This is a genomic window from Paraburkholderia sp., assembly GCF_050742655.1.
Taxonomy (GTDB): domain Bacteria; phylum Pseudomonadota; class Gammaproteobacteria; order Burkholderiales; family Burkholderiaceae; genus Paraburkholderia.
Genome location: NZ_JBOIGG010000019.1, coordinates 109100 through 133043 on the forward strand (window position 1 = coordinate 109100; position 23944 = coordinate 133043).

20 protein-coding genes and 1 pseudogene are annotated in these 23944 nt (G+C 65.2%); 14 read left to right on the forward strand and 7 right to left on the reverse strand.

Annotated elements, in window-relative coordinates:
- Window positions 1–70 precede the first annotated feature (70 nt).
- On the forward strand, window positions 71–889 hold the full coding sequence (locus tag ACREXZ_RS24490) for an SDR family NAD(P)-dependent oxidoreductase (protein ID WP_431766703.1): 819 nt from the start codon (window positions 71–73) through the stop codon (window positions 887–889).
- A gap of 94 nt (window positions 890–983) precedes the next feature.
- Here the strand turns inward: ACREXZ_RS24490 and ACREXZ_RS24495 are convergent, their stop codons facing one another.
- A complete protein-coding gene (locus ACREXZ_RS24495) occupies window positions 984–1421 on the reverse strand; it encodes a helix-turn-helix domain-containing protein (RefSeq protein WP_431766704.1) in 438 nt (145 codons plus the stop codon).
- Between the two features lie 67 nt (window positions 1422–1488).
- Between ACREXZ_RS24495 and ACREXZ_RS24500 the strand changes: the two genes are divergently transcribed.
- Complete coding sequence (locus tag ACREXZ_RS24500) at window positions 1489–2340, forward strand: class I SAM-dependent methyltransferase (protein ID WP_431766705.1); 852 nt, start codon at window positions 1489–1491, stop codon at window positions 2338–2340.
- Between the two features lie 296 nt (window positions 2341–2636).
- Window positions 2637–3227, forward strand: a complete 591-nt coding sequence (locus ACREXZ_RS24505; RefSeq protein WP_431766706.1) for a BPSL1445 family SYLF domain-containing lipoprotein — start codon at window positions 2637–2639, stop codon at window positions 3225–3227.
- A gap of 134 nt (window positions 3228–3361) precedes the next feature.
- On the opposite strand, the gene ACREXZ_RS24510 is transcribed toward ACREXZ_RS24505, so the two are convergent.
- From ACREXZ_RS24510 to ACREXZ_RS24525, 4 genes are all read right to left on the reverse strand, one after another.
- Entirely contained in the window at window positions 3362–3862 is a 501-nt protein-coding gene (locus tag ACREXZ_RS24510) for a lysozyme inhibitor LprI family protein (protein WP_431766707.1), read from the reverse strand.
- A 71-nt stretch (window positions 3863–3933) separates the two neighbouring features.
- A complete protein-coding gene (locus tag ACREXZ_RS24515) occupies window positions 3934–4080 on the reverse strand; it encodes a hypothetical protein (RefSeq protein ID WP_431766708.1) in 147 nt (48 codons plus the stop codon).
- 247 nt (window positions 4081–4327) lie between these two features.
- On the reverse strand, window positions 4328–4699 hold the full coding sequence (locus ACREXZ_RS24520; RefSeq protein WP_431766709.1) for a DUF4406 domain-containing protein: 372 nt from the start codon (window positions 4697–4699) through the stop codon (window positions 4328–4330).
- Window positions 4696–5310, reverse strand: coding sequence for an NUDIX domain-containing protein (locus tag ACREXZ_RS24525; protein WP_431766710.1), 615 nt, complete (start codon window positions 5308–5310; stop codon window positions 4696–4698). Before ACREXZ_RS24525 ends, ACREXZ_RS24520 begins: the two co-directional genes overlap by 4 nt.
- A gap of 89 nt (window positions 5311–5399) precedes the next feature.
- Here ACREXZ_RS24525 and ACREXZ_RS24530 point away from each other — a divergent pair, with 89 nt between their 5' ends.
- A complete protein-coding gene (locus ACREXZ_RS24530) occupies window positions 5400–6158 on the forward strand; it encodes a DeoR/GlpR family DNA-binding transcription regulator (protein ID WP_431766711.1) in 759 nt (252 codons plus the stop codon).
- A gap of 1 nt (window position 6159) precedes the next feature.
- On the opposite strand, the gene ACREXZ_RS24535 is transcribed toward ACREXZ_RS24530, so the two are convergent.
- Entirely contained in the window at window positions 6160–7353 is a 1194-nt protein-coding gene (locus ACREXZ_RS24535) for an acyltransferase family protein (protein WP_431766712.1), read from the reverse strand.
- Between the two features lie 370 nt (window positions 7354–7723).
- On the opposite strand from ACREXZ_RS24535, the gene ACREXZ_RS24540 reads away from it, so the two are divergent.
- Both ACREXZ_RS24540 and ACREXZ_RS24545 read left to right on the forward strand, forming a co-directional pair.
- Window positions 7724–8068 carry a hypothetical protein gene (locus ACREXZ_RS24540; protein ID WP_431766713.1) on the forward strand — a complete coding sequence of 115 codons (345 nt, stop codon included), beginning with the start codon at window positions 7724–7726 and terminating at the stop codon, window positions 8066–8068.
- Window positions 8069–8090: 22 nt separating this feature from the next.
- Window positions 8091–8567: a hypothetical protein gene (locus ACREXZ_RS24545; protein ID WP_431766714.1), complete on the forward strand. Its 477-nt coding sequence runs from the start codon at window positions 8091–8093 to the stop codon at window positions 8565–8567.
- A gap of 144 nt (window positions 8568–8711) precedes the next feature.
- On the opposite strand, the gene ACREXZ_RS24550 is transcribed toward ACREXZ_RS24545, so the two are convergent.
- Window positions 8712–9071: an RcnB family protein gene (locus ACREXZ_RS24550; protein ID WP_431766715.1), complete on the reverse strand. Its 360-nt coding sequence runs from the start codon at window positions 9069–9071 to the stop codon at window positions 8712–8714.
- A gap of 550 nt (window positions 9072–9621) precedes the next feature.
- Between ACREXZ_RS24550 and ACREXZ_RS24555 the strand changes: the two genes are divergently transcribed.
- The 8 genes and pseudogenes from ACREXZ_RS24555 (at window position 9622) to ACREXZ_RS24590 (ending at window position 23885) form a co-directional block, all read left to right on the forward strand.
- Window positions 9622–9870 (forward strand): MbtH family protein, encoded by a 249-nt coding sequence (locus ACREXZ_RS24555; protein WP_431766716.1) that lies wholly within the window; start codon window positions 9622–9624, stop codon window positions 9868–9870.
- A 3-nt stretch (window positions 9871–9873) separates the two neighbouring features.
- Window positions 9874–10695 carry a thioesterase II family protein gene (locus ACREXZ_RS24560; protein ID WP_431766717.1) on the forward strand — a complete coding sequence of 274 codons (822 nt, stop codon included), beginning with the start codon at window positions 9874–9876 and terminating at the stop codon, window positions 10693–10695.
- Window positions 10683–11651 carry a TauD/TfdA family dioxygenase gene (locus tag ACREXZ_RS24565; RefSeq protein ID WP_431766718.1) on the forward strand — a complete coding sequence of 323 codons (969 nt, stop codon included), beginning with the start codon at window positions 10683–10685 and terminating at the stop codon, window positions 11649–11651. Before ACREXZ_RS24560 ends, ACREXZ_RS24565 begins: the two co-directional genes overlap by 13 nt.
- A 94-nt stretch (window positions 11652–11745) precedes the next feature.
- Window positions 11746–13182 carry a peptide synthetase gene (locus ACREXZ_RS24570; protein ID WP_431766719.1) on the forward strand — a complete coding sequence of 479 codons (1437 nt, stop codon included), beginning with the start codon at window positions 11746–11748 and terminating at the stop codon, window positions 13180–13182.
- A 142-nt stretch (window positions 13183–13324) separates the two neighbouring features.
- Window positions 13325–14098: pseudogene (locus ACREXZ_RS24575) on the forward strand (YqcI/YcgG family protein); the annotation flags it as partial.
- Window positions 14099–14552: 454 nt separating this feature from the next.
- Window positions 14553–16220 carry a cyclic peptide export ABC transporter gene (locus ACREXZ_RS24580; RefSeq protein ID WP_431766720.1) on the forward strand — a complete coding sequence of 556 codons (1668 nt, stop codon included), beginning with the start codon at window positions 14553–14555 and terminating at the stop codon, window positions 16218–16220.
- An 11-nt stretch (window positions 16221–16231) separates the two neighbouring features.
- Complete coding sequence (locus tag ACREXZ_RS24585; RefSeq protein ID WP_431766721.1) at window positions 16232–17077, forward strand: ATP-binding cassette domain-containing protein; 846 nt, start codon at window positions 16232–16234, stop codon at window positions 17075–17077.
- A 196-nt stretch (window positions 17078–17273) separates the two neighbouring features.
- Entirely contained in the window at window positions 17274–23885 is a 6612-nt protein-coding gene (locus ACREXZ_RS24590) for an amino acid adenylation domain-containing protein (protein WP_431766722.1), read from the forward strand.
- The last annotated feature ends 59 nt before the right edge of the window (window positions 23886–23944 follow it).

Below are 23944 nucleotides of genomic sequence, written 5' to 3' on the forward strand. Positions count from 1 at the left end.
CGCTCGATTATGCCTCTATTCTCCGATCCATGCAGACCGACACCGGCATGCACCCACTGGAGAAACGAACATGAGCAGCAATACCCACAATGCCCATCAAGGCACGGCGCTGATTACGGGCGCATCGTCAGGCATCGGCGCGGTCTACGCGGACCGCCTTGCACGTCGCGGTTACGACCTGATTCTGGTTGCGCGCAACCGCGATCGGCTCGATCGGCTCGCGAGCCGTCTGACCGACGAAACCGGCCGTTCGGTCGAGGTCGTCTCCGCTGATCTCGGCAAGCGCGACGACGTGCGCCGCATCGAGGAAATTCTGCGGACCGATTCGAGCATCACGATGCTGGTGAACAACGCGGGCTTCGGCGGCGCTGGAACGTTGCTGCAGGCCGATCCGGACAAGATGGAAGCGATGATCGACCTGAACGTCACCGCGCTCACGCGGTTGACCTATGCGGTGGCGCCGAAATTCGTCGAGCGCAAGGCCGGCGCGATCATCAACATTGCATCGATCGTCGCGGTCGCACCGCAATTGCTGAACGGCGTCTACGGGGGCACCAAGGCGTTCGTGCTCGCGTTCAGCCAGTCGCTGCATCACGATCTGGGCGCACAGGGTGTGCGCGTGCAAGCGGTGCTGCCGGGCGCGACGCGCACGGAGTTCTGGGACGTCCTGGGCCATCCGGTCGACAGCGTGCTGCCGGAGAACATGGTGATGCGCGTCGAAGATCTGGTCGACGCGGCGCTGGCGGGCTTCGATCAGGGCGAACTCGCGACCGTGCCGTCGCTGCCTGGAGCCGACTGGACCGCATTCGAGTCCGCGCGTGCGGCGTTGCTGCCGAACCTGTCGCGTAGTCAGCCGGATGCGCGTTATGGCGTGGGCGCGGCGGTTTGATGTGAAGGGCGGGTCGGGTGGCGGGCGACGAAGGTTGTCTTGTCGCTGTGTCGCCTGGCCTGCTGTTTCCGCCGCTTATCGAGCTAGGTTCGAGCTAATTTCGCGGCGGTTGCCGCACGGCTTTTCTGCGCGCTTTGGGTCCGTCATGCGCGGCGGCACGCAGGATCCGCTGAAACGTAGGGCATTCCATATGGCTCGGCGCGGGGCACGCAGCAGTGTGCCGCAGGCCATCGCGCATCGCGGTCAGCGAGCGGATCGTGCGGTCCAGTTCGTCCGCGCGAGCCACGAGTTTTTGCCGGTCGATATGCGGTTGCCCGTCCGGGCCGAACATCGGCGCAATCGCGTCGAGCGAAAAACCGGCGGCACGACCGAGCGCGATCAGCGCGAGTCGCTGCAGCACGCCGGCATCGAACTGGCGGCGCAGTCCTCGGCGGCCGCTCGACGCGATCAATCCCTTCTCTTCGTAAAACCGCAGCGTCGATGCAGGTACGCCGGATTGCTGTACCACTTCGGCGATGTCCAGGTGTCTCACGCGCTTGACCTCAAGTCGGCTTGAATCCGTACAGTGTAGTTTCGTTTATCGATTCAAGGAGAACGCCATGACGGATACGCAGCGGACCGACAACGGGCAGGCCGCACTCTGGAACGGCCCTTCCGGGCGCGCGTGGATCGACTGGCAGACCGTACTCGACGCGATGTTCAAGCCGTTCGAAAATCTGCTTGTCGATGCTCTGCGAGCGGGGCACGGTCGTCGTGTGCTCGACGTCGGCTGCGGCACGGGCGCGACGACGCTTGCGTTCGCTCGAGCGGTCGGCGCGCAGGGGCAGGCCGTCGGTGTCGATATATCGGCGCCGATGATCGCGGTCGCGCGGGAGCGTGCCGAGCGCGAACGCGTGCCGGCACATTTCGTATGTGCCGATGTGCAAACCCATCCGTTCGAGCCCGCCGGCTTCGACACGATCGTGTCGCGCTTCGGCGTGATGTTCTTCGACGACCCGGTGCGTGCGTTCGCGAATCTACGCGGCGCGGCCACCGACGGCGCGACGCTTCGCTTCATCGCGTGGCGAGCCCCCGCCGAGAATCCGTTCATGACGACCGCCGAACGTGCCGCGGCACCCTTGCTGCCGGATCTGCCCGCCCGCCGCCCGGACGGGCCGGGGCAGTTCGCATTTGCGGACCACGGACGCGTCGTGTCGATCCTCGAGGCGAGCGGCTGGACCGACATCGACATCGTGCCGATCGACATCGAGTGCACGTTGCCCGAGACGGAACTGATCGGTTGCTTCACGCGGCTCGGCCCCCTCGGGCTGATTCTTCAGAACGTGGACGAGCGGACGCGTGCCCAGGTCGTCGCGACGGTTCGCGCGGCCTACGATCCCTATGTGCACGGCACAGAGGTACGCTACACCGCCGCGTGCTGGATGGTCGTCGCGCGCGCGTCGGCGGCGTAGAACGCGTTGTCTTTGCGCTGATCTTCGTTCATCGCTGTTTCCTTCCTTGATCGTTCACGGTGCGCGGTTCTCGCGCAGCTCTCGCCGCGCGATTCTCGTCGCGCATTTCTCGTCGTATACCCGCTTATTTCCCCTTCACCCCCCATCCACGCGAACCTCGCGCGCTGAACGCGGTCCATACCCGTAAGCCGTATCCGCGCATCGAGGCTATCGGGGAAAGCGAGCGCGCCGAAGCGGTTGCGGAGGAACTGAAAACAGACTTCAATGCCGTATCTTTTACTCAAGGAAAACAGACCATGCGCCGACGTCAATTCATTGCGGGCAGCAGTGCCGTCATCGCGGCAGGGGGGCTTGTACTGACGGGCTGTACGACCACGCCGCTCGGCGCAGGTAACGGGGCCGCCGAAAACACGCAGAAGCGCGCAACGATCAACACCGGGATCGACGCGACGATGGAGCGTCTGTACAACTCGGTGCAAGGCTCGCGCGAACTGATCGGCAAGGCGCGCGGCGTGCTGGTATTCCCGCAGGTGATCGCGGCGGGCTTCTGGATCGGCGGGCAGTACGGTGAAGGCGGCCTGCGTATAAACGGCCAGACCACCGCGTACTACAGCACGGTCGGCGGTTCGTTCGGGCTGCAGATCGGCGCGCAGTCGAAGGCGATCATCTTCGCGTTCATGAACCAGGAAGCGCTCGACAAATTCCTGCAGAGCCAGGGTTGGGCCGCCGGTGCGGACGCGACGGTCGCGCTCGTGAAGGTCGGCGCGAACGGCAACGTCGACACGTCGACGGCGACGAGTCCAGTCGAAGCGTTCGTGCTGACGAACGCAGGGCTGATGGCCGGGATTTCGCTGGAAGGCACGAAGATTTCCCGGCTCGTCATTTGAGAATCTGAAAATCTGAGGCTTAAGAAAAAGACGCGCGGCGGGTCCTCGCCTGCGCACAACGGCCTGCTGCTTCGCTTCGGTGTTCAGGCCATTGCGTCAAGACTTGCGCAGGCAACCCGCCGCACGCGAGGAAACTATGGCTGTTGCGCGCGGGCCGCAAGCAGGTCTGCCGCCTTCAGCTTCAGGATCGCGTCCTTCGCCGACGGATCGAGATTCTGCGTCACGACGTCCGCCTTCAGCAACGCCAGTTGCGCCTGCTTACCCTGATCGACGTCCGCCTGCAGCTCGCTGATGCGGCGGTTGTACCAGTTCGCGACGCACGTCTTGTCCTTGCAGTTGTGCTGACGCCATTGCCACTGATGAATGCGGTCCGCTTCAAGCGCATCGCGATCCGGTGTGACGTCCTTCGCGTGCAGATAGACCGCGGCCAGCTTGTCGTCGAGCGACGACAGCGCCGGGTCGCCGCACACGAGCTTTTCCGAACTCGATGCGTTCTTCGGGCAATGGAAGCTCGCGGCTTGCGCGAGCGCGGAATAACCGCCTGCGCAGAGCACCGTCAGCAGCATCGCGGCGCCGATGCCGGCGCGCGCGCGACGCGCTTGCGCGAGAGTGTCGATGAGGGTTTTCGTCGTCATGCTGATCGCTCCGTTGAGTGTCTGAAAGACGGTAAGAACAGGTAAGGGGTTGCTTCGCCAGGCGCGCCTGGCTAGTGACAGGTGACCGCGCAGGTGATGCTGGTGACGCCGAGCACGGCGCCGACCGCAGTGCCTGCGAGAAACGTCTGCCACGAGGTCGCGCAGCCCTGCAGGTTCAGCGCGCACACGCACAGCAGAAAGACGATGGATCGCCGCATGTCGTGTTTCCCCTTGCGCCGTTGTGCTGTTTGTCGTGCGGATGAGTCGCGTGCGTCGTGTATGGAATGACGCACGCAGGACCTGCAGACGAGAGCCACCTGTATGCCGGTCTCGTTGGGATCGAATTATCTCGACGCGCACGCGCCGGAATGCGACGAACAGCGCGCGATGTCCGTGTGGTCTTACACGGTCTTTCGCTGCGGAAGGAAATGGTGGGGAATGGGGGCGTGCGCGACGACCCTGGAGTTACGCGTCGGCGAGATCAGGCAGTTCGTCGGCCGACCGGTAAACCGGCAGTCCGAGTTCGCGCGCAAGGCGCTCGTCGGCATCGGCGCCGCGCGAGGCGCCCGCGATGCGCAGCACCGCGTCGCAGCGGCGAATCAGCCGGTGCGCGACCGGGTACAGGAACATCTCGCTGATCGCGTCGCCGGGATGCGTCGAGCCGGCCGCCGCTGACAGCGGCAGTGCGACCCATTCACCGATCATCGGCAGATGGCCGCGACGGTACACGTCGAGTGCGGCTTCTTCGAGCCGCTTCAGGTTCGCGGCGATGCGCGCAGGGTCGCCGTCGGTGCCGCTACGATAAGGGCCGGCGATCAGCACGAGCAGCGCGCTCATGCGACGCCTCGCGTTTCGAGCTCATTGAGCGCCGCGTACTGCAGCAGCATGATGGTCTTCGCATCGACGATCTCGCCGCGTTCGACCGCATGCAGCGCGTCGCGCAACGGCATCTCGATCACCTCGATGTCTTCGCCTTCCGCGGCGAGCCCGCCGCCCTGGCCGACCTTCGACGACGCGTCGTATTCGCCGATGAAGAAGTACAGCTTCTCGGTGACGGAGCCGGGGCTCATGTACGCCTCGAACACCTTGTGCACGTCGTGCACGCGATAGCCCGTTTCCTCTTCGGCTTCCGCGCGGATTCGCGCTTCCGGCGACGCATTGTCGAGCAGTCCCGCGGCCGCTTCGATCATCATCCCGTCGTGCCCGTTGACGAACGCGGGCAGACGAAATTGCCGCGTCAACACGACGGTCGCCGTCGCACGGTCGATCAGCAGGATCGTCGCGCCGTTGCCGCGATCGTAGGTCTCGCGCGTCTGACGTTGCCACGTGCCGTCGCTGCGCAGGAAATCGAAGGTGGTTTTCTTCAGCACATACCAGTCGTCGGACAGCAACGTCGTGTCGACGATGCGCACGCGTTCGTTGACGACATGAGGTTCGAGGGGGGACATCGCGGACTCCGTTCGACAGTTCGGAGCTAGGATGGTATCGTGCAGTTTCGTGCAGAATCAAGAAAATTCGTGCAACCTCATGCGTTCCTATGTTAACCAGCCAACGTAAAAAAGCCATTCTTCAGGCGCTCAAACGCGACGGGCAGGTGCTCGCGAAACCGCTGGCCGAGACCTTCGGTGTATCGGAAGACACCGTGCGGCGCGACCTGCGCGAACTCGCGGCCGAAGGGCGGCTACAGCGCGTGCATGGCGGCGCGCTGCCCGCGTCGTCGGCGGATGCGCCGTTCGGCGAACGACAGCGCATCGAATCCTCCGCGAAGCGGGCTATCGGCAAAGCGGCGGCGGGCATGATCCGCGCGGGGCAGGTGGTGATCGTCGACGGCGGCACGACGTCCGCGGAACTGGTGCGCCATCTTCCGCACGATCTGCGCGCGACGGTCGTCACGCACAGCCCGAGCGTCGCGGTCGCGCTCGTCGAGCATCCGTCGGTCGACGTGATCGTGATCGGCGGGCGGCTCTTCAAGCATTCGGTCGTGACAGTCGGCGCGGCGGCGGTCGAGGCGATGGCGCACATCCGCGCCGATCTCTACTTTATGGGCGTGACCGGTGTGCACCCGCAGGCGGGCCTCAGCACTGGCGATCTCGAAGAAGCGTACGTGAAGCGCGCGCTGGCGGCGCGCGCGGCGGAGACGGTGGTGCTCGCATCGGCGGACAAGCTCAATGCGGCGTCCGCGTATGCGATCGGCGAAGTCACGCTCGCGCAGACGATCATCGTCGAGAAGGGCACGCCCGCCGCGTCGACCCGGCCGCTGGCGAAGGCGGGGCTGACGGTCGTGCGTGCTGCCTGATTCAGTTTCCGCGCGAAGCGGGGACGTGCGGAGACGGCGTATCGCTCGATCGTGCCGCTTCGCCGGTCGGTCGAATCAGCAGTCGACGCCTGACATAGCGGTTCAGCGGCTCCGCAAAGAAGCGCGCGATCAGCGCGGCGACGAGCGCCGCGAGTGCGAAGTACGCGGCCATCAGCAGCAGCTTGTCGTCGCCGGCCGTCGCGTGGGGCGGATAGACGGTGCGCAGCGTGCCGAGCACGATCAGGTGAAACAGATACAGCTCGTAGCTGTGCCGTCCGAACCACGCGGGCACTGCGCCGAATACCGTACTCAACGCGAAACGCCCACCGGTATGCAGTTTTTCATCGAAAGCGCCAATCATCAGCACGGCTGTGCCGAGCGCCATCGCGGTCACGCCGAACACATTGGTTTCGCCGATCGGGCCCGACAGGTACAACGGAATCATGCCGGCCAGCGCAACGAGCCGCAGCGCCTGCGCGTGGCCGCGTTGCAGCGCGAGCCGCGTGTCGAGCAGCGCGGCGCAGCAGCCGATCGCGATACCGTCGAACGACGCAAAGTACGCATAGAGAAAACCGGCCTCGTCGCCCTGATGCGCGAAGCGGTACAGCGGCCCGGCGATGACGATCAGCGTCCAGAACGCGAGCAGCGCGCGTTCGCTGCGCAATAGTCCGCCCAGCAGCGGAAACGACAGGTAGAACACCTCTTCGACCGACAGCGACCACAGCACGCCGAGCGCGTAGTTGAACCAGCCGTGATGGGCGATCAGTACGTTCATCCAGAACGTCAGCGACGCGAAGTTGACGAGCCAGAACGACAGCGCTTCGCCGCCCTCGGGCCGGTTCTGGAAGATCTCGACGCCCGCGAGCGCGAGCAGGTTGACGGTGGCGAGCAGCAGCACGAGGCACGGCAGGATCCGCGCCGCACGCAGCGTATAGAACGCGCGCGCATCGACGGCGCGCAGCGACGACCAGCGGCGCAACGCGTTCGACGTGATCAGGTAGCCGGACACCACGAAGAACGCGGTGACGCCGTAGTTGCCGTTGCGTGCGATCGCGCGTACCGCATCCCAGCCGAAGGTGTCCGCGAGCCACGTGTCGCGCAGCGGGTACGCGATGTTGAAGTGATGAAACAGCACGACCAGGATGGCGATGCCGCGGGTGACGTCGATCCGCTGACTGCGTCTTTCGTTGCTCATGCGGTAGTTCGCGATCGAAGGAGGACAGGCTGCGCGGCGTCGTAGGTGAATCGTGGCGACGAAGCCTGCGCCACGAGTGTAGCGGCTTGTTGACGACGAAGCGCGTCAATCGTGCGCCGGGCGACCCGCACGGCGCGAAGAATGGATAGCGTCCTCGAATAGACTCCAATGGAAAGACGGTCAGTACACGGTTTTTTTAAAAACGCTGCGTTCGATCCCTCGCATCTGGCCGGATGATCCTTTGAATGAACATGGGGATATGCTAGATTGCCCTGCGCGATTTAATGCGGGATCGGTGGGGAGCCAATGCATGAGCTGATGCATGAATGGCAATTCGGGAATCATGCGGAATGCAATACGGGAGCATGCGATGTGGACCATCGTCATCGGAATCGTCGTCAATCTGTTCGTGTCTTACGAGGCGTATTCCAGTCTGCTGGAGCTGCAGCAACTGGAATTGCCCGTCGCGATTGCGGATATCAGTCTCTATGTCCTGGCGTTTTTCTGGCTGCTGTCGGTCGCGGGTCTTGTCCTCATTCTGACGGGCAGGAAGAAGGCGGGCGCGATCATGGTCATCGTCGGCTCGGTGATCACGGTCCCGATCGGACTGATTGCGATCATCGGTGCGCGCAACGTGATCAAGTCGCTCGGCAACGATCTCGACGCGCGTCGCAAGCTGGCACCGCGAGGCGGCGCCACGCCGCCGTCGGTCTGACCATGCACGACGCGGAGAAGCGATGAGCGAGGAACTTCGGGCGGGCGCAGGGCACGACGTGCTGGTATGCCGCGCGACGCGCGGTGCGCGGCTGATGACCATCGTAGGCGCAGTGCTGGTGCTGCTGACGATCTATCTGGCGGTCGCGTCGGACGATTCCATGGGGCTCGGCACGGTCGGCACGATCGCGATCGTGATGCTGGTCATGGGTGTCTGGAAGACGCGCAACGCGTACGTGACCTTTCAGGACGATCACTTCGAAACGAGGCTCACGCCTGCCGCGAACTGGCATCTGCTGCTCTATAGCGAAGTGACGCGCGCCGAACTAAAGGCCGGAAAGCTGCTGACAATCTACTTTCGCAAGCATAACGTCGCCAATACGGCGAGGCCGAAACGCATCAAGATCCGCCTGACCGAGATGAGCAACGACGAGCGCGAAGCATGCGTTGCCGCGTTTCGTGCGCGATTGGCGCAAGGGGTGCTTGTGGAGGTGCGCTGATCGAATGACGGGTTGCTCTTCAAGCGCGGGTTGAACCCGGTAGAACGCTGCGCATTGCCGTAGCAGCTACGCGCAGCCATACATCCAGCGCACACGCGGACCGCGGCGCGGTCCGCGCGACGCATCGGTAGCGATGCGCGAAACTCAATGCCCCTGCAGCAGCACGCTCGCGATGACACCCGTCGCAACGGCGGCGAGCACATAGTCGCCGTTCACACCGACCCAGTGATAACCGCGCGGCGGCGCTTCCAGGCCATGGCCGCGCCAGTCGTCGACGACGTAGTTGCGGTCGCGGTATTCCGCCGGCAGCCGGTCGCCGCGATGCCAGTCTTCATGGGGAACCGGGCCGCCGTCGCGATGCATGTCGGCGTCGCGATACGCGTGTCCGCGCGGGCCACCGTGATCGGGGCGACCGTGATCGTCGGGACGTTGCTGTGCGAAGACGGCCGTCGAGGTGCTCAGCAGCGAAACAATGACCAGTTGTGCGATGGTTTTTGATTTCATGTACGAGTCTCACTGTGTTGGAGTGATGACGGTAGACGCGCCGTTCGTGCGAGACATGCGGCGCGACGATACCGGGCTTGCGATGCTTCGCGCGAAGCGATCGTCGGCGATGGAGGCCTTCCGATCGACGCGCGGTAATGCCAGGACATGATCGCATGGATCGCGCGTGGGTCGCGTTATCTGTCAATGATGTGTCAAATGGGGCGTGAAGCGCGGGGGTGCGCGGTATGCGCCTCAGGACCTATTCGCCGTGCATTAAAACCTCACGACGCAACATCGGTCCATTGCCCGTAAAGCCATGCGGAATGGGGCTCTCGAGGCATTTCGCCCAATCCGCCAAGGTTCTTTTTCCTGTCACCGACGATAGTCAAACTCCTTGACAAAGAGTTGGCGTCGCTCTAATTTACGCGTCTCAAACAACAATGATTCTCATTTGCGAGTTAGCAAGGCGCGAATAAGCATCACTGGCACCGACTCGTTTCCAGCGGGCCGCATGGTCTGCTGGAAACGAAATGATTATTGTTTCGCACTTTTTATTCGGAGCATTCAGATGAGCTGGGGTGACGAAAACACCAATTTCCACGTCGTGATCAACGACGAAGAGCAGTACTCGATCTGGCCGGATTACAAGGCGATTCCTGCCGGCTGGCGTGAAGCCGGCAAGTCGGGCAAGAAAGACGAATGCCTCGCATGGATCGACGAAGTGTGGACCGACATGCGTCCGCTGAGCCTGCGCAAGGCGATGGCCGACAGCGACACGCAGGATGCAGGCGCGCGTTCCGGATCGTCGGCGGCCTGATCGATGACTGTCGTCGTTCGTCCGTCTGCCGGATCACAGTCTGCTCCGTCGGTCACGCTAGTTTGTCTCGCGCATGCTGGCGGCAGCGTCGCGCTGTATCGCGAATGGCAACCGCGTCTGCCGTCGTGGATCCGCGTGCAGACGCTCGAACTACCAGGCCGCGCCGCGCGCCGCGCGCTGCCCGCTCACACCGACTGGCCCGCGCTGATCGCGCAGCTCTACGCGGATCTGCGCGAACACGTCGATACGTCGCGGCCGTTCGCGGTGTTTGGTCACAGCATGGGCGCACTCGTCGGACTCGAACTGATTCACGCGATCCGCGCGCGCGACGACCGCTCGCCGGTGTGGTTCGGCGCATCGGGCACGATTGCGCCGCTGCGGCGCAACGCCGAAACCGACTGGCTCGACGCGTCGCACGACACGATGCTCGACAAGCTCAAAGAACGCGGCGGCACGCCCGCCGTTCTGCTCGACGACCGCGATTTTCTCGACCTCGTGATGCCGGTCATGCGCGCGGATTTCCATCTGTGTGGACTGCATCCGCTGCACGCGGCGCAGGCCGCGCGCGCGCCGCTCGACTGCCCGGTTGCAGTGCTGACCGGCCGCGACGACGTCGCGACAGCCAATGCCGACGACGTCGCCGCGTGGTCGCAAGAAACGCGCGGCGCCTGCACGACGCATGCGTTCGACGGCGGTCACTTCTATCTCGACGGCGCGCCGGACCCGGTCCTCGCGTGCGTTGCCACTTCTCTCGCGGGCGTGCTCGCGCCGTCGATGCGTGTCACGCCTGCGGCTCCGACGAAAGGCGAAGCATGGATGCATTGATCAGCAACGACGTGCTCGGCGAAAGCGTGCTCGAGCACAACGGCACCCGTGTGCTGGTGGTCACCGCGAAAGATCCGACGAGCGTCGACGCGTGTCTGCCGCAGCTTCACGCGATCGCCGCGCGCGCGAAAACCGTCTATGGCGGCGTGCTGCTGCGTGGTTTCGACGCACTCGGCGCAAGCGGTTTCGATCGCTTCGTCGGCAGCTTCGGGTCGCCGCTTCTCACCTACGAATTCGGCTCGACGCCGCGTAGCCGCGTCGAGAAGGGCGTGTACTCGTCGACCGAATATCCAGCCGACCAGTGGATCGACCAGCACAACGAGCAGTCGTACACGCTCAAATGGCCCGCGACGATCTGGTTCTACTGCGACATCGCCGCGGAGCAGGGCGGTGCGACGCCGATCGCCGACAGTCGCAGGGTCTACGAGCGGCTCGACCCCGCGCTGCGCCGTCTGTTCGCCGAACGAAGCGTGATGTACGTGCGCAATTACGGCAACGGCCTCGATCTGCCTTGGGAACAGGTGTTCGGCACCGACGATCGGCACGAGGTCGAAGCGTATTGCCGTGCGCACCGCATCGATTTCGAGTGGCTCGACGACGGCGACGCGCTGCGCACGAAGCAGGTCTGCCAGTCGGAGCTGCGTCATCCGGTGACGGGCGAAACCGTCTGGTTCAACCAGGCGCATCTGTTCCATGTTTCGAATCTGCCGGACGCGCTGCGCGAGACGCTGCTCGACGTCGTCGACGAAGACCGCCTGCCGCGCAACACGTATTTCGGCGACGGCACACCGATCGACGGCGCGCTGCTCGATGAAATCCGCGCGGTCTATCGCGAGACGATGCTGTCGTTCGCGTGGCAGCCCGCCGACGCGCTGTTGCTGGACAACGTGCTGATGTCGCATGGCCGTGCGCCGTTCGCGGGCAAGCGGCGCGTACTGGTCGCGATGACCGGCTAACCGCGCCCGCTGCTTCGGCAACCCCGGCCGGCCGCCGCACGCCTCCTCTTCATTCCCGTATGCCAGGACTCCAGAAAAAAAGGATCGACCGATCATGACGCAATCGCTGCCTCCGCTTTTCGCTTTCGCGCCGTTCGACGGCCACAGCGAACACTACGTGTCGCTCATCAAGCAGTTCTCCGCCGCGCATCCGTTCCGCAGCGCGACCGTCGACGAACTGCTGCTCGACGACGACTACCATCGCCGTCCGCTGCGTCCCGAAGACTTCGAGTTCCTGAAGTTCCAGAAGCCGGTGCGCGTGCTCAACGTGAGCCGCCTGCCGGCACTCGCGTCGGGCCGCACGCTGCTGTCGATCTACGAGCTCGACGTCGCGCGTCTGCCGCGCAGCAGCGAGCCCGCGGAGTGGCAGCACTTCGCCGACTTCTATCGCGACGATACAAAGGTGCTCGGCGCGCAGATCGCGCCGTTCCTCGAAGCGTACGCATTCGATTATCTGGGCGCAGACGTCGACGCAACGGAAGACGTCGCGACGGCGGCCGCGCGTCTCGCGCGGATCGTCGACGACGAAACGACCTTCTGGAGCGAAACCTTCGGTCGCCTGATGCGCAACGACTACCTCGAGGAAGGCCTGCGCTTCATCATGGTCCAGCGCTGGGCGCTCGCCGTGTCGAAGCGTCGCGCGATCGCGCAGGCCGAGGCGAGCGGTTTCTTCGACATGCTGTCGCCGGACGACTGCCCGTCGCTCACCGGCGATCTGCCCGACGACGCGCTGCTCGAACGCGTCGCCGCCGCGTGCGGCGTGACACGTCGGCAGCACGCGTACTGGCAGTTCTATCTGCCGACCAGCACAGCGAAGTGCAACCTGCTATATGCGCTCGCGCGCCGGCCGGATCGCGCGTTCGGTCTGATCGGCGCGGCGTTCGCGGCCGAAGCCGAATGGCTCGCGTTCGGGCTCGCGCTCGAAAAGGCGTGCGCACATCTGCAGCCCGCGTCGCGCCGTCCCGCTGACGCAGTGGAACGCAAAGCCGAACTGGTCGAGCGTTTCAGCAACGCGCAGCAACGCATCGCCGAACGCTTCGGCGCAGCCGCGACGGGGCAGTGCGTGCAGGGCCTGGTCGCCGGCGAGCGGCTCGCGGAACGCGGCCGCTGGGATCTTGGCGAACAGCTGCGCTGGCTGTCGGCGATTCGCCGCTACGTCGACTTCGCGCACCGCATCAGCACACGCATCGACGCCGAGTGCCCGGGCATCGATCGCGAAACCTTCATCGAGCCGCATGAAATGTGCTCGACGACGCACGTTCACAACGACCACCGTCTCGTCACGATCCAGGAAGGCGAGATGCTGTTCTGGGGCAACGTTGGCATGCAACTGAAGATGAACCAGGGCGACATGGTGCTGATTCCCGATGGCCGCCTGCATGGCTCGACGGTCGTGTCGGGCGAATGCACGTATCACCAGCCGATCATTCCGGACGACTGGGTTCAGGCGCTCGTCGTCGAACTCGATCAGCCCGCCAAAGCAGCGGCCTGATTCAACTGTTTCCGATGCGCCTCGCCAGAAGGCGCCGGCTCTCCCCACAGGTGTTGTATCGACACACCCCGGCTTCGCGCCGGGGTCCTATGCATGCGCGGCCTGCATGCGTAACCGTGGCTCAGAAACGAGAGAGATGACGATGGAATCAGGCAATGCCGGCGTGACGAACTTCGACGGCTTCGTCGCCGACGACTGGAAAAGCCGCATCATCGACGGCCGCGCGACCGGCGCGGCGGTGTCGCCGCCCGCGTGGCTCGACGCGTCGTATGCGACGCTGCGCGAGCAGGTGATGCACCCCGAGTACCCCTGCTTCTTCGGGACGATGGCGGAAAAGCGCGGCGAAATGTTCTACGGGTTCGTGAACGGCAAGGACATCCACAACCTGCCCGCGACGATGCAGACGTTCGCCGAACTCGCGTTGTTGCCGCAGTACCGGAAGAACAACATCGCCGTGTTCTTCGAACCGGACCCGCAGCCGCTCACGCACGACACGTATCACAACCTGTTCTGGGACGCACTGCAGAGCCTGCACAACGTCGACCCGGATCCAACCGCCGCGGATCAGCCCGAACCGTCGCACGAGGACTGGGAGTTTTCGTTCGCGGGCGTGCAGATGTTCGTCGTATGCGCGTGTCCATCGTTCAGCGCGCGGCATAGCCGCAATCTCGGGCCGGGCATGGTGCTGCTGTTTCAGCCGCGCAGCGTGTTCGTCGACACGATCACGAACAAGGTGATTGGCCGCGAGGCGCGCAACCAGGTGCGCAAACGCCTTGAAACATGGGACGACGTGTCCGCGCATCCGGACCTGGGCTTCTACGGCGACCCGGGCAATCTCGAATGGAAACAGTACTTCCTGTCCGACGAGAACGTGCGTGCCGCCGACCGCTGCCCGTTCCTGCGACGCCAGAAAGAAGTGGTCGCACAGCCCGTCGTCGATACGACACCTGCGGTTGCAGCAGTTCACGGGCTTCATGTCCCGTATGTCGAGCACACCCCGCACATGCCGCACGCCGCGCAACCGTCGCACGGTAACCGCGACGCGCATCACGCGACGAACGTTCACAGCCATGCGCACGCACAGAACCACGCTCACGCGCAGCAATCCGCGGAAGCCGCTGCGACGCACGCACCCGGCACGCAATGGCGGCCGGTGCCGTCGGGTGAGCGGCCGGCCGCGTTCGAGCATGTCGAGCCGCGGCGCGCGGTCGACCGTCCACAGACGGGCAGCCTCGATCATCGCGATGGGGGCGCTGATGAATGAGCGGTCATGGTCACGTAAATAAGAATGGTTATCATTGTCGCTGACGCGTCGTTTCGTTACCATTGACGCTCTCGCGCCTTGTCGTCGCTGCACATAAAGGAATTTCATGTCCCTGCTTTGGTATCTGGTCCGCCACTCACGCTGGGTGATGCTGATCGCGCTGGCGACGAGTCTCATCGCCGGCTTCGGCAACGCCGCGCTGCTGGCGCTGATCAACCAGGCGCTCGGCACTCCCACCGACAGCCTCGGCAAGCTCGGTCTGCAGTTCCTGGTGGTAGGGCTTGTCGTGCTCGCGACGCGCACGTTGTCGCAGACGCTGTTCATGCGCCTCGGCCAGCAGGCGAAAGCGACGCTGCGGATGCGCACGATCCACCGCATCGGCGACGCGTCGTTTCCGCATCTGGAAAAGCAGGGTGCCGCGCGGTCGCTCGCGGTACTCACGCAGGATCTCGACACCATCGTCGTGTTCTTTCTCAGCATGCCGTCGCTCGCGATGCAAAGCGCGGTGATCTTCGGCTGTCTGCTGTATCTCGGCTACCTGTCGTGGCCGGTCCTGCTCGCCGCGGTCGTGACGATCCTGCTCGGCGCGCTCGGCTACCGCGCCGCACATTCGCGCGCAATGTTCCATCTGCGCGCGTCGCGCCGTCGCGAGGACGATCTCGTCAAGCATTTCCGTGCGCTGTTCGACGGCGCGAAGGAACTGAAGCTGCACCGCGCGCGCAAACAGGCATTCATCGACGACACGCTCGCCACCAACGTCGAAGCCGTGCGCGTGCAGCGCACGCGCGGCTACGTGCTGTACGCCGCGGCGGCAAGCTGGGGCAATTTCATCCTGTTCGCGTTCATCGGCATTACGCTATTCGTCCTCGTGCGGCACTTCCCGGTGGACACGCACGTGATGTCGGGCTACGCGATCATCTTCGTCTACATGATCGCGCCGATCGAAGCGGTGCTGTCCGCGATTCCGAGCATCAGCTCGGCGCGCGTCGCGCTCGAGCGCATCGAGCAGGTCAACGCCGAACTACCGCAGGAACAGACGCTCGACGCCGCGCCGGCGATGTCGTTCGAAAGCATCTCGCTCGACGGCGCGACGCACCGCTATTTCCGCGAAAAGGAGAACGAGGTCTTCACGCTCGGCCCGATCGACCTGACGTTCCGCCCCGGCGAACTCGTGTACCTGATCGGCGGCAACGGCAGCGGCAAGACCACGCTCGCGAAGATGCTGGTCGGCCTGTACACACCGGAAAGCGGTCGCGTGCTTCTGAACGGCAAGCCTGTCGACGAAGCGCAGCGCGACATCTATCGCCAGCACTTCTCGGTCGTGTTCAACGACTTCTTCCTGTTCGACAACCTGCTCGGCATGCGCATCGATGGCCTCGACGGTCACGCGCAGCAACTGCTCGTCGATTTGCAGCTCGATCACAAGGTCACTGTGAAGGACGGCGTGTTCTCGACGATCGATCTGTCGCAGGGTCAGCGCAAGCGGCTCGCGCTGCTGGTCGCGTATCTGGAGAACCGGCCGTTCTACGTGTTCGACGAATGGGCCGCCGACCAGGACCCGCTGTTCAAGGATGTGTTCTACAAACATCTGCTGCCGGACCTGCAGGCGAAGGGCAAGACGATTCTCGTGATCACCCACGACGACCGCTATTTCCATCTGGCCGATCGCTATATCAAGCTCGATTTCGGCCAGGTGGTCGAACAGGGCCGCGGCGACGCGCTGCAGGCTGGCCATTACGGCACGGTGCACGCCGTCGCGTCCGCCTCCACCTGAACGGATTCACCATGAACGCGAATCCTTCGCTCTTCGACGCCGTTTCAGCCGCTTCCGCCGAAATCGAAAACGGCGCGACGACGGCACCGATGTACGAGCTCGACGACGTGTCGTTCGCCGTCGGCGGCCGCACGCTGCTGCATCCGCTGACGCTCACGCTGCCGACTCATCGCGTGTGTGGTCTGATCGGCCACAACGGGTCCGGCAAGTCGACGCTGCTCAAGCTGCTCGCGCGTCAGCAGGAACCGGCGAGCGGCACCGTGCGCTTCGGCGGACGTTCGCTGCGCGACTGGGAGACCCGCGCGTTCGCGCGCAAGGTCGCGTACCTGCCGCAGCAGCCGCCGGCCGCCGAGGGCATGACCGTGCGCGAACTGGTCGCGCTTGGCCGTTATCCATGGCACGGCGCACTCGGACGCTTCACGTCGCGCGACGGCGACAAGGTGCACGAAGCGATGCAACTGACCGATCTGCTGCGCTTCGCGGACCGCACCGTCGACAGTCTGTCCGGCGGCGAACGGCAGCGCGCATGGATCGCGATGCTGGTCGCGCAGGACAGCGAATGCCTGCTGCTCGACGAGCCGATTTCCGCGCTCGACATCGCGCATCAGCTCGAAGTGCTCGACCTCGTGCGCAAGCTGAGCCAGCAGCGTGGCCTCGGCGTCATCGTCGTGCTGCACGACATCAACATGGCGGGCCGCTTCTGCGACGATCTGATCGCGTTGAAGAGCGGCCGGTTGCTGGCGAGCGGGCCGACCGCACAACTGATCGAAGGCGAGACGCTCGGCGCGATCTACGGCGTGCCGATGGGTACCGTTCCGCATCCGCGTGGCGGCCTGCCGATCAGCTTTGCTTATTGATTGATTCACTGGCCGTAGCGACACAGCTGCACCGTTGCATCAGGCGTCTCGAAGAAGGCGCCGCTTTTCACCCCACAACTCGAACGACTGAGCGCCCGCCCCGTAAGCGGTGGCGGGGCATGCCATTGCCGTTGCGTTTGCCGTTCCGTCGCGAAAGCGACGCGCGCCGCGACGGCCGACGAATGAGGAGAAAGGGATGCGATTGACCGATATGCAGCGCGCGCGTGCGCACGCCCACGAGGCCGCCCGCGCGCCTGCGAACGATCTCGTTTCGGCGCTGCGGGTCCATGTCGAACAGCGCCCACAGCAGGTTGCGGTGCGCTTTCTCGCCGATGGCGAAAGCGATGTGCACGAGCTGACCTACGCAGGCCTCGATGTGCGTGCACGCCGTCTTGCCGCCGCGCTGCGCGCCCACGCGGGCGCGGACGATCGCGTGCTGCTGATGTTGCCGAGCGGTCTCGACTACATCGTTGCGTTCTTCGCGTGCCAGTACGCGGGGATGATCGCGGTGCCCGCCTATCCGGCCGAAGCGCAGCACGGCGCGCATCTGGACCGCCTGCGCGGGATGGTCGGCGATTGCGCGGCGCGTGTCGCGATCCTCGGCCGCGATTCGCTGGCGGCGCTCGAAGCGGCTGGCCTTGCGTCGGCACTCGCTAATACGGTGTTGCTTGCCCCCGATGCGGGTGACGATGACCATAATTTTTGCATCGACATCGGTAATCCCGACGCACTGTCGTTCCTGCAATACACGTCGGGTTCGACGTCCGCGCCGAAGGGCGTGATGGTGAGCCACGCGAACGTCTGCGCGAACATCGATGCGATCGCGAGCGCGATGGACTATCGCATCGATGACCGGATGTTCTCGTGGCTGCCGCTGTATCACGACATGGGGTTGATCGGCGGGATGCTCGCGCCGATTATCTGCGGCTTTCCGCTGTCGCTGATCGCGCCGCCGCATTTTCTCGAGCGTCCTTCACGCTGGCTCGCGGGCATCGCACGCGAACGCGCGACCGTCAGCGGCGGTCCCGACTTCGCGTTTCGCCTGTGCATCGACCGTGTGCGCGATGCGCAGCTCGACGGTATCGACCTGTCGTCCTGGCGAGTCGCGTTCTGCGGCTCCGAGCCGATCCGTCAGCACACGCTCGACGGTTTTGCCGAACGCTTCGCGCAATGGGGTTTCGACGCTGCTGCGATGTACCCGTGCTATGGCCTCGCGGAAGCGACGCTGATCGTGACTGGCGTCATCGCCGGTAGCGGGGCGCCCGAAACGCGTTTCTCCGGCACGGCGCTCGCGCGTACCGATGCTGTGAGCGCGACACCGGCGAACGACGACGATGCGAAAGCCGTCGTCGGTTGCGGCGTTGCGCCGCCGCTGCACACGTTCGCGATCGTCGATCCGGCGACGCACGCGCGCATGCCCGACGGACGCGTCGGCGAAATCTGGTGCACGGGCCCGAGCATCGCGCAGGGCTACTGGCAAAACCCTACGGCAAGCGCCGCGGTGTTCGTCGAGGAACCCGGCTTCGCGGGCCGCTGGCTGCGCACCGGCGATCTCGGTTTTGTCGAGCATGAGCAACTGTACGTATGCGGGCGGCGCAAGGACATGATCGTCGTGCGCGGGCAGAACGTGTACCCGCAGGACATCGAGGTCGCGCTCGCGGATCGCGTCGAATGGCTGCGGCGTGGCCGAATCAGTGCGTTTCCGGTCGATCTGCCGGACGGCTCGGAAGCGATCGGCATCGCGGCCGAAGTGCCGCGCGGCAAGACGCGGAAGATTGCGCACGAAGCGATTTTCGGTGCGATCGCCGATGCGCTCGGCGATGCGTTCCAGTACGAAGCGGGACTGATGCTGCTGCTCGAACCGGGCGACCTGCCGCGCACGTCGAGCGGCAAACTGCAGCGCAGCGCATGTCTGCACGAATGGCACGGCGGGACGTTGCAGCCGTTTGCGGTGTGGGCTGCGGGTTCTGCCGACAGCGACGTGCATGCGGTTGAAGGCACTGCGTTTGCGAATCCACTCGAAGCGTTCATCGCGCGGCAGTGGCAACACGTGCTGCCGATCGCCGCCCCGACGCGTGACGACGATTTCTTTCGCGTCGGCGGCCAGTCGATCGCGGTCGTGCAGCTTGCGTCGCGACTCGGTACGGCATTGCATATCGCACTGCCGGTGGGGCGCCTGTTTGCGTATCGGACTGTCGCCGCGCAGGCCGCGTTGCTTGCGCGTGAGTTCGGTATCGACGTCGACGCGGAGGTCGTTGAAGTGGAGGTCGCGACGCAACCGCAAGCCATTGCTGCGGCTTCCGCGAGCGGCCTTTCCGCAGGCCAGCGTTCGTTGTGGTTGCTGTGGCGTCTCGCGCCCGCGAGCGCCGCGTACAACCTGTCGGCGACGCTGCGGCTCGATGGCGCGCTCGACGTCGCACGTCTGCGTGGCGCGCTGACTGCGCTGGTCGCGCGTCATCTGGAACTGCGTTCGCGTTTCGCCGAACGCGACGGTGAGCCGTTACGCGCGCTGTCGGACGACGCGTCGTACAACTGGCGCGAACATGATCTGTCATCGTTCGATGCGGGGCAGCGCGACGCGCATGCGTTCGCGTGCGCCAACGCGGCGGCATCGGAGCCCTTCGATCTGATTAGCGGCCCAATGCTGCGCGCGACGCTCGTCCGTATCGCGCCGACGCGCAGCCTGCTGACCGTGTCGATTCATCACATCGTGTCGGACGCGACGTCGTTCGGCATTCTTTGCGATGAACTCGTCGACGGCTATTGCGGTACCGCGCTGCCGCCGCTGCACGGCTGGTCGCTGCCGGCCGTCTCTGATCCCGCGAGGCTCGAGCGCGAGCGCGCATTCTGGATCGAACGGCTCGGCAAGCATCACACGCGCCTCACGTTGCCCGAAGAAACGCCGGCGTCCGTCGTTGCGCACGCGGAAGCGGGTCGCGTCGCACGCACGGTGCCGCACGTGCTCGCGGAGCGTCTCGCGGCGCTCGCCGCCGAACACGGTGCGAGTCGTTTCGCGAGCCTGCTCGCCGCGTTCGTCGCGCTGCTGTATCGCGTGAGCGGTCAACGCGACGTGCGTGTCGGCATGCCGGTGAGCTTGCGCCGTTCGCCGGTCGACGATGGTCGCGTCGGCTATTTCGTGAACACCGTCGTGATTCGCGCGGACGTGTCGCGCGATCTGCCTTTCTCCGGACTGGTCGAGCAGATCGGCACGCGCGTGATCGAGGCGCTCGACCATCGCGATCTGCCGTTCGCCGATCTGGTGGACGCGCTGCAACCGGAACGTCGCGGCGACGACACGCCGCTCTTCAACGTGATGTTCAACGAGCAGGCCGTACCGATGGGCGCGCGCGATGCGGACGGTCTCGTCATCGAGCCGCTCGAGGAACAGCGCGGCAGCGCGCAGTTCGATCTGACGCTGAACGTCGTGACGGGCGGTGCAGATCTGCGTCTGCTGCTCGATTACCCGGCGCAGCGCTTCGATGCATCGATCGTCGAGCGGTTGCTCGATCAGTATCTCGACGTGCTCGTCGCAGTCGCCGGTGCACATGGCGCGGACCTCTCGCTCGGTGCGCTGCCGTTCGCGAGCGGCGCGCAACCAGGCGACGCGCTACCCGCGCATCACTTCGTGCCCGTGCATGCGCGTTTCGCGCAGCAGGCGCGTCTGTGTCCCGATGCCTATGCGGTGTCGTGCGGTGGTGATTCGATTACGTATCGCGAGCTCGATCGCTGGTCGGACCACATCGCCGCGCGTCTGTTAAAAGAAGGCGTTAAGCGCGAAGCACCGGTCGCAGTGTGCGTCGAACGCTCGATCGCGCTGATCGCCGCGTGCTTTGGCGTGCTCAAGGCGGGCGCGGCTTATGTGCCGCTCGATCCTGGCTACCCGGCCGCGCGTGTCGCGGCGATGCTCGACGATGCGAACGTGCGCTGCGTCGTCACCGATATGGTCGGCGTCGCGTGCCTTGGAGATGCGCTTGCTTCGCGTACGTCGATCGACGCATCGACGCTGCGCACTTCAACTGACACAACGACGTTCGAGGCCACCCTATCCGACGCCACGAACCTGGCGTACGTGATCTACACGTCCGGCTCGACGGGTCGACCGAAGGGCGTCGCGGTGCCGCACGGTGCGTTCGACCGTCTGGTTGCGAGCATCGTCGAGACGGTCGGTGTCGATGAGCGCGATACGTGGCTCGCGGTGACGTCGCCGTCGTTCGACATCTCGCTGCTCGAACTGTGTCTGCCGCTGACGGTCGGTGCACGGATCGAACTCGCGCCACGCGACGTCGTTCGTGACGGCGCGCGTCTCGCTGCGCTGCTCGACAAAAGCCACGCGACGATCCTGCAAGCGACGCCCGCAAGCTGGCGTCTGCTGCTCGCGGGCGGCTGGTCGCATAGCGCCAGTGCATCCGACAACGCAGCCTCGCGCCTGAAAGGTCTGTGCGGCGGCGAAGCGCTCGCCGCCGATCTCGCCGACGCGCTGCTCGCGCGCGGCGCGGACATCTGGAACGTCTACGGTCCGACCGAAACGACGATCTGGTCGACCTGCGGCGCCGTGCGCGCGCAGACACCGGTCACGCTCGGCCGCGCACTGCATTACACACAGCTGCAACTGCACGACGTGCACGGCGACGCGACGCCCGCAGGCGGCATCGGGGAACTGAGCATCGGTGGCGACAATCTCGCGCGCGGCTATCTCGGCCGCCCCGGTCTCACCGCCGAGCGCTTCGTGCCGGATCCGCACGGACACGGCGCGCGCGTCTATCGCACCGGCGACCTGTGTCGCGTGCGCGGCGACGGCCGGCTCGACTATCTCGGCCGGATCGACCATCAGATCAAATTGCGCGGCCACCGGATCGAACCCGGCGACATCGAGGCCGCGCTACGTCGCTGCGATGGCGTGAGCGACGCGGTCGTGCTGCTGCGCGAAGACGGTAGGCCCGCGCGGCTCGTCGGCTATGTGGCTGCAACCGATGTTTCTTCGAAGACACTGCTCGACGCACTCGCGGCGACATTGCCTGGTTTCATGGTGCCGTCGACCGTTGTCGTGCTCGACGCGCTGCCGCTCACGCCGTCGGGCAAGATCGATCGTCGCGCGTTGCCAGTTCCCACGGTAACGAACGATGCCGTACAGGCCGATGCAACCGAAGCCGCGTTGACCACGCCGACCGAACACGCGGTCGCCGACGCATGGCGCGACGTGCTCGGCATCGAACGGCCTGGCGCCAGCGCGCATTTCTTCGAACTCGGCGGGCATTCGCTGCTCGCGCTGAAAGTGGTGTCGCGTTTGCAGCAGCGTCTGTCGCGCGACGTGCCGCTCGATCTGCTGTTCAGTCATCCGACGCTCGGTGCGTTCGCCGCGGCGCTCGATAACGCTTCTTCTTCTTCTACGCCGGAAATTGCGCTGCTGCCGCGCGGTCTGCACGACGCGCCGCTGTCGCTGCCGCAGGAGCGTCTCTGGGTGTTGTGGCGTCTCGATCCGGATAGCGCCGCGTACAACGTGTCGGGCGCGCTCGAACTCGACGGCGCATTCGATGCGCGCGCCGCGCAACAGGCACTCGATGCGCTCGTGCGGCGTCACGCGATGCTGCGTACCCGCTTTGCGGAAGTTGACGACATGCCGCGTCAATTGATTCTCGCGCCCGGGCAGAGCGCCGATGCGTGGCGGTGGAATGCGGTTGACGCCCAAGGTAAGGACCGCGCATCGCTCGCCGCGCAACTGCGCGTGCGCGCCCGCGAACCGTTCGATCTCGAACAAGGACCGCTGTTGCGCGCAACGTTGTTCACGCTCGCGCCGCAGCGCTACGTGCTGCATTTCGTCATGCATCACATCGCATCGGACGGCTGGTCGATCGACGTGCTGCTGCGCGAATTCGCCGCCGGCTATCGCGCGGCACGACGCGGCGAAATGGCACCGCTCGCCGCGCTGCCCGCCTTGCCGGTCCAGTATGCCGACTACGCCGCATGGCAGCGCGATCGTTTCGATGGCGCTGGCCGCGCGGTGCTCGACGCGCAGCTCGCGTACTGGCGCGATCGCCTCGCCGGCCTGCAGTCGACACTCGATCTGCCGACCGAACACGACCGCAACCGTCCGTACGACCCGCGCGGTGCACGTGTCGGCATCCGCATTCCCGCGTCGCTCGCCGCACGCGCCGAAGCGCTCGCGCGCGACGAGGGCGCGACGCTGTTCATGGTGCTGCTCGCCGCGCTAGACGTGCTGCTGTACCGCTACAGCGGCGCGACCGACGTGCCGGTCGCGGTGCCGGTGGCGGGTCGCGACCGGCTCGAGACCGAAGGGTTGATCGGCTTCTTCGTCAACACGCTGGTGATGCGCGCGACGCTGTCCGGCGCGCAGCCGTTCGCCGCGCTGCTGCAGCAGGTGCGTATCGACAGCATCGCCGCGCAGGCGCATCGCGACGTGCCGTTCGATCGCGTCGTCGCCGATCTGCAACTGGAGCGGCGCGCGTCGGGTAATCCCCTTGCGCAGGTCAAGCTGATGGTGCATGACGGCTTCGATGCGGCGCTCGATCTCGACGGCGTGCAATGCCGTCTGCTCGACGCGGATGAAAGCGACGTGCGCTTCGAACTCGCGCTCGATATCGCGCGCGGTCCGCATGGACTCGACTGCACGTTCGTGTATGCGGCGGACGTCTACGACGAAACGTTCATCACGCAGTTCGCACGGCATTACGCGGATCTGCTCGCGCAGACCGTCGACGAACCGCAGCGCACGCTCGGTGCGTTCGCGCTGCGCGACGACGATGAAGTGGCCTATGACGCGTTGCCGGTTTCGGGCGTGGGCATGTCCTGACGTAATCGACGCAGCCAACACGAACCTTTTCACTGTTTCCGCCGGGCGAATCGCCGACA

What these genes read in the sequence shown, in the direction of transcription:
- ACREXZ_RS24505 (WP_431766706.1), top strand. Translation starts at nt 2,637, where the DNA reads ATGCGCCGACGTCAATTCATTGCGGGCAGCAGTGCCGTCATCGCGGCA.
- ACREXZ_RS24510 (WP_431766707.1), bottom strand. Translation starts at nt 3,862, where the DNA reads ATGACGACGAAAACCCTCATCGACACTCTCGCGCAAGCGCGTCGCGCG.
- ACREXZ_RS24490 (WP_431766703.1), top strand. Translation starts at nt 71, where the DNA reads ATGAGCAGCAATACCCACAATGCCCATCAAGGCACGGCGCTGATTACG.
- ACREXZ_RS24565 (WP_431766718.1), top strand. Translation starts at nt 10,683, where the DNA reads ATGGATGCATTGATCAGCAACGACGTGCTCGGCGAAAGCGTGCTCGAG.
- ACREXZ_RS24585 (WP_431766721.1), top strand. Translation starts at nt 16,232, where the DNA reads ATGAACGCGAATCCTTCGCTCTTCGACGCCGTTTCAGCCGCTTCCGCC.
- ACREXZ_RS24545 (WP_431766714.1), top strand. Translation starts at nt 8,091, where the DNA reads ATGAGCGAGGAACTTCGGGCGGGCGCAGGGCACGACGTGCTGGTATGC.
- ACREXZ_RS24535 (WP_431766712.1), bottom strand. Translation starts at nt 7,353, where the DNA reads ATGAGCAACGAAAGACGCAGTCAGCGGATCGACGTCACCCGCGGCATC.
- ACREXZ_RS24590 (WP_431766722.1), top strand. Translation starts at nt 17,274, where the DNA reads ATGCGATTGACCGATATGCAGCGCGCGCGTGCGCACGCCCACGAGGCC.
- ACREXZ_RS24500 (WP_431766705.1), top strand. Translation starts at nt 1,489, where the DNA reads ATGACGGATACGCAGCGGACCGACAACGGGCAGGCCGCACTCTGGAAC.
- ACREXZ_RS24530 (WP_431766711.1), top strand. Translation starts at nt 5,400, where the DNA reads ATGTTAACCAGCCAACGTAAAAAAGCCATTCTTCAGGCGCTCAAACGC.
- ACREXZ_RS24515 (WP_431766708.1), bottom strand. Translation starts at nt 4,080, where the DNA reads ATGCGGCGATCCATCGTCTTTCTGCTGTGCGTGTGCGCGCTGAACCTG.
- ACREXZ_RS24525 (WP_431766710.1), bottom strand. Translation starts at nt 5,310, where the DNA reads ATGTCCCCCCTCGAACCTCATGTCGTCAACGAACGCGTGCGCATCGTC.
- ACREXZ_RS24550 (WP_431766715.1), bottom strand. Translation starts at nt 9,071, where the DNA reads ATGAAATCAAAAACCATCGCACAACTGGTCATTGTTTCGCTGCTGAGC.
- ACREXZ_RS24580 (WP_431766720.1), top strand. Translation starts at nt 14,553, where the DNA reads ATGTCCCTGCTTTGGTATCTGGTCCGCCACTCACGCTGGGTGATGCTG.
- ACREXZ_RS24570 (WP_431766719.1), top strand. Translation starts at nt 11,746, where the DNA reads ATGACGCAATCGCTGCCTCCGCTTTTCGCTTTCGCGCCGTTCGACGGC.
- ACREXZ_RS24520 (WP_431766709.1), bottom strand. Translation starts at nt 4,699, where the DNA reads ATGAGCGCGCTGCTCGTGCTGATCGCCGGCCCTTATCGTAGCGGCACC.
- ACREXZ_RS24540 (WP_431766713.1), top strand. Translation starts at nt 7,724, where the DNA reads ATGTGGACCATCGTCATCGGAATCGTCGTCAATCTGTTCGTGTCTTAC.
- ACREXZ_RS24560 (WP_431766717.1), top strand. Translation starts at nt 9,874, where the DNA reads ATGACTGTCGTCGTTCGTCCGTCTGCCGGATCACAGTCTGCTCCGTCG.
- ACREXZ_RS24555 (WP_431766716.1), top strand. Translation starts at nt 9,622, where the DNA reads ATGAGCTGGGGTGACGAAAACACCAATTTCCACGTCGTGATCAACGAC.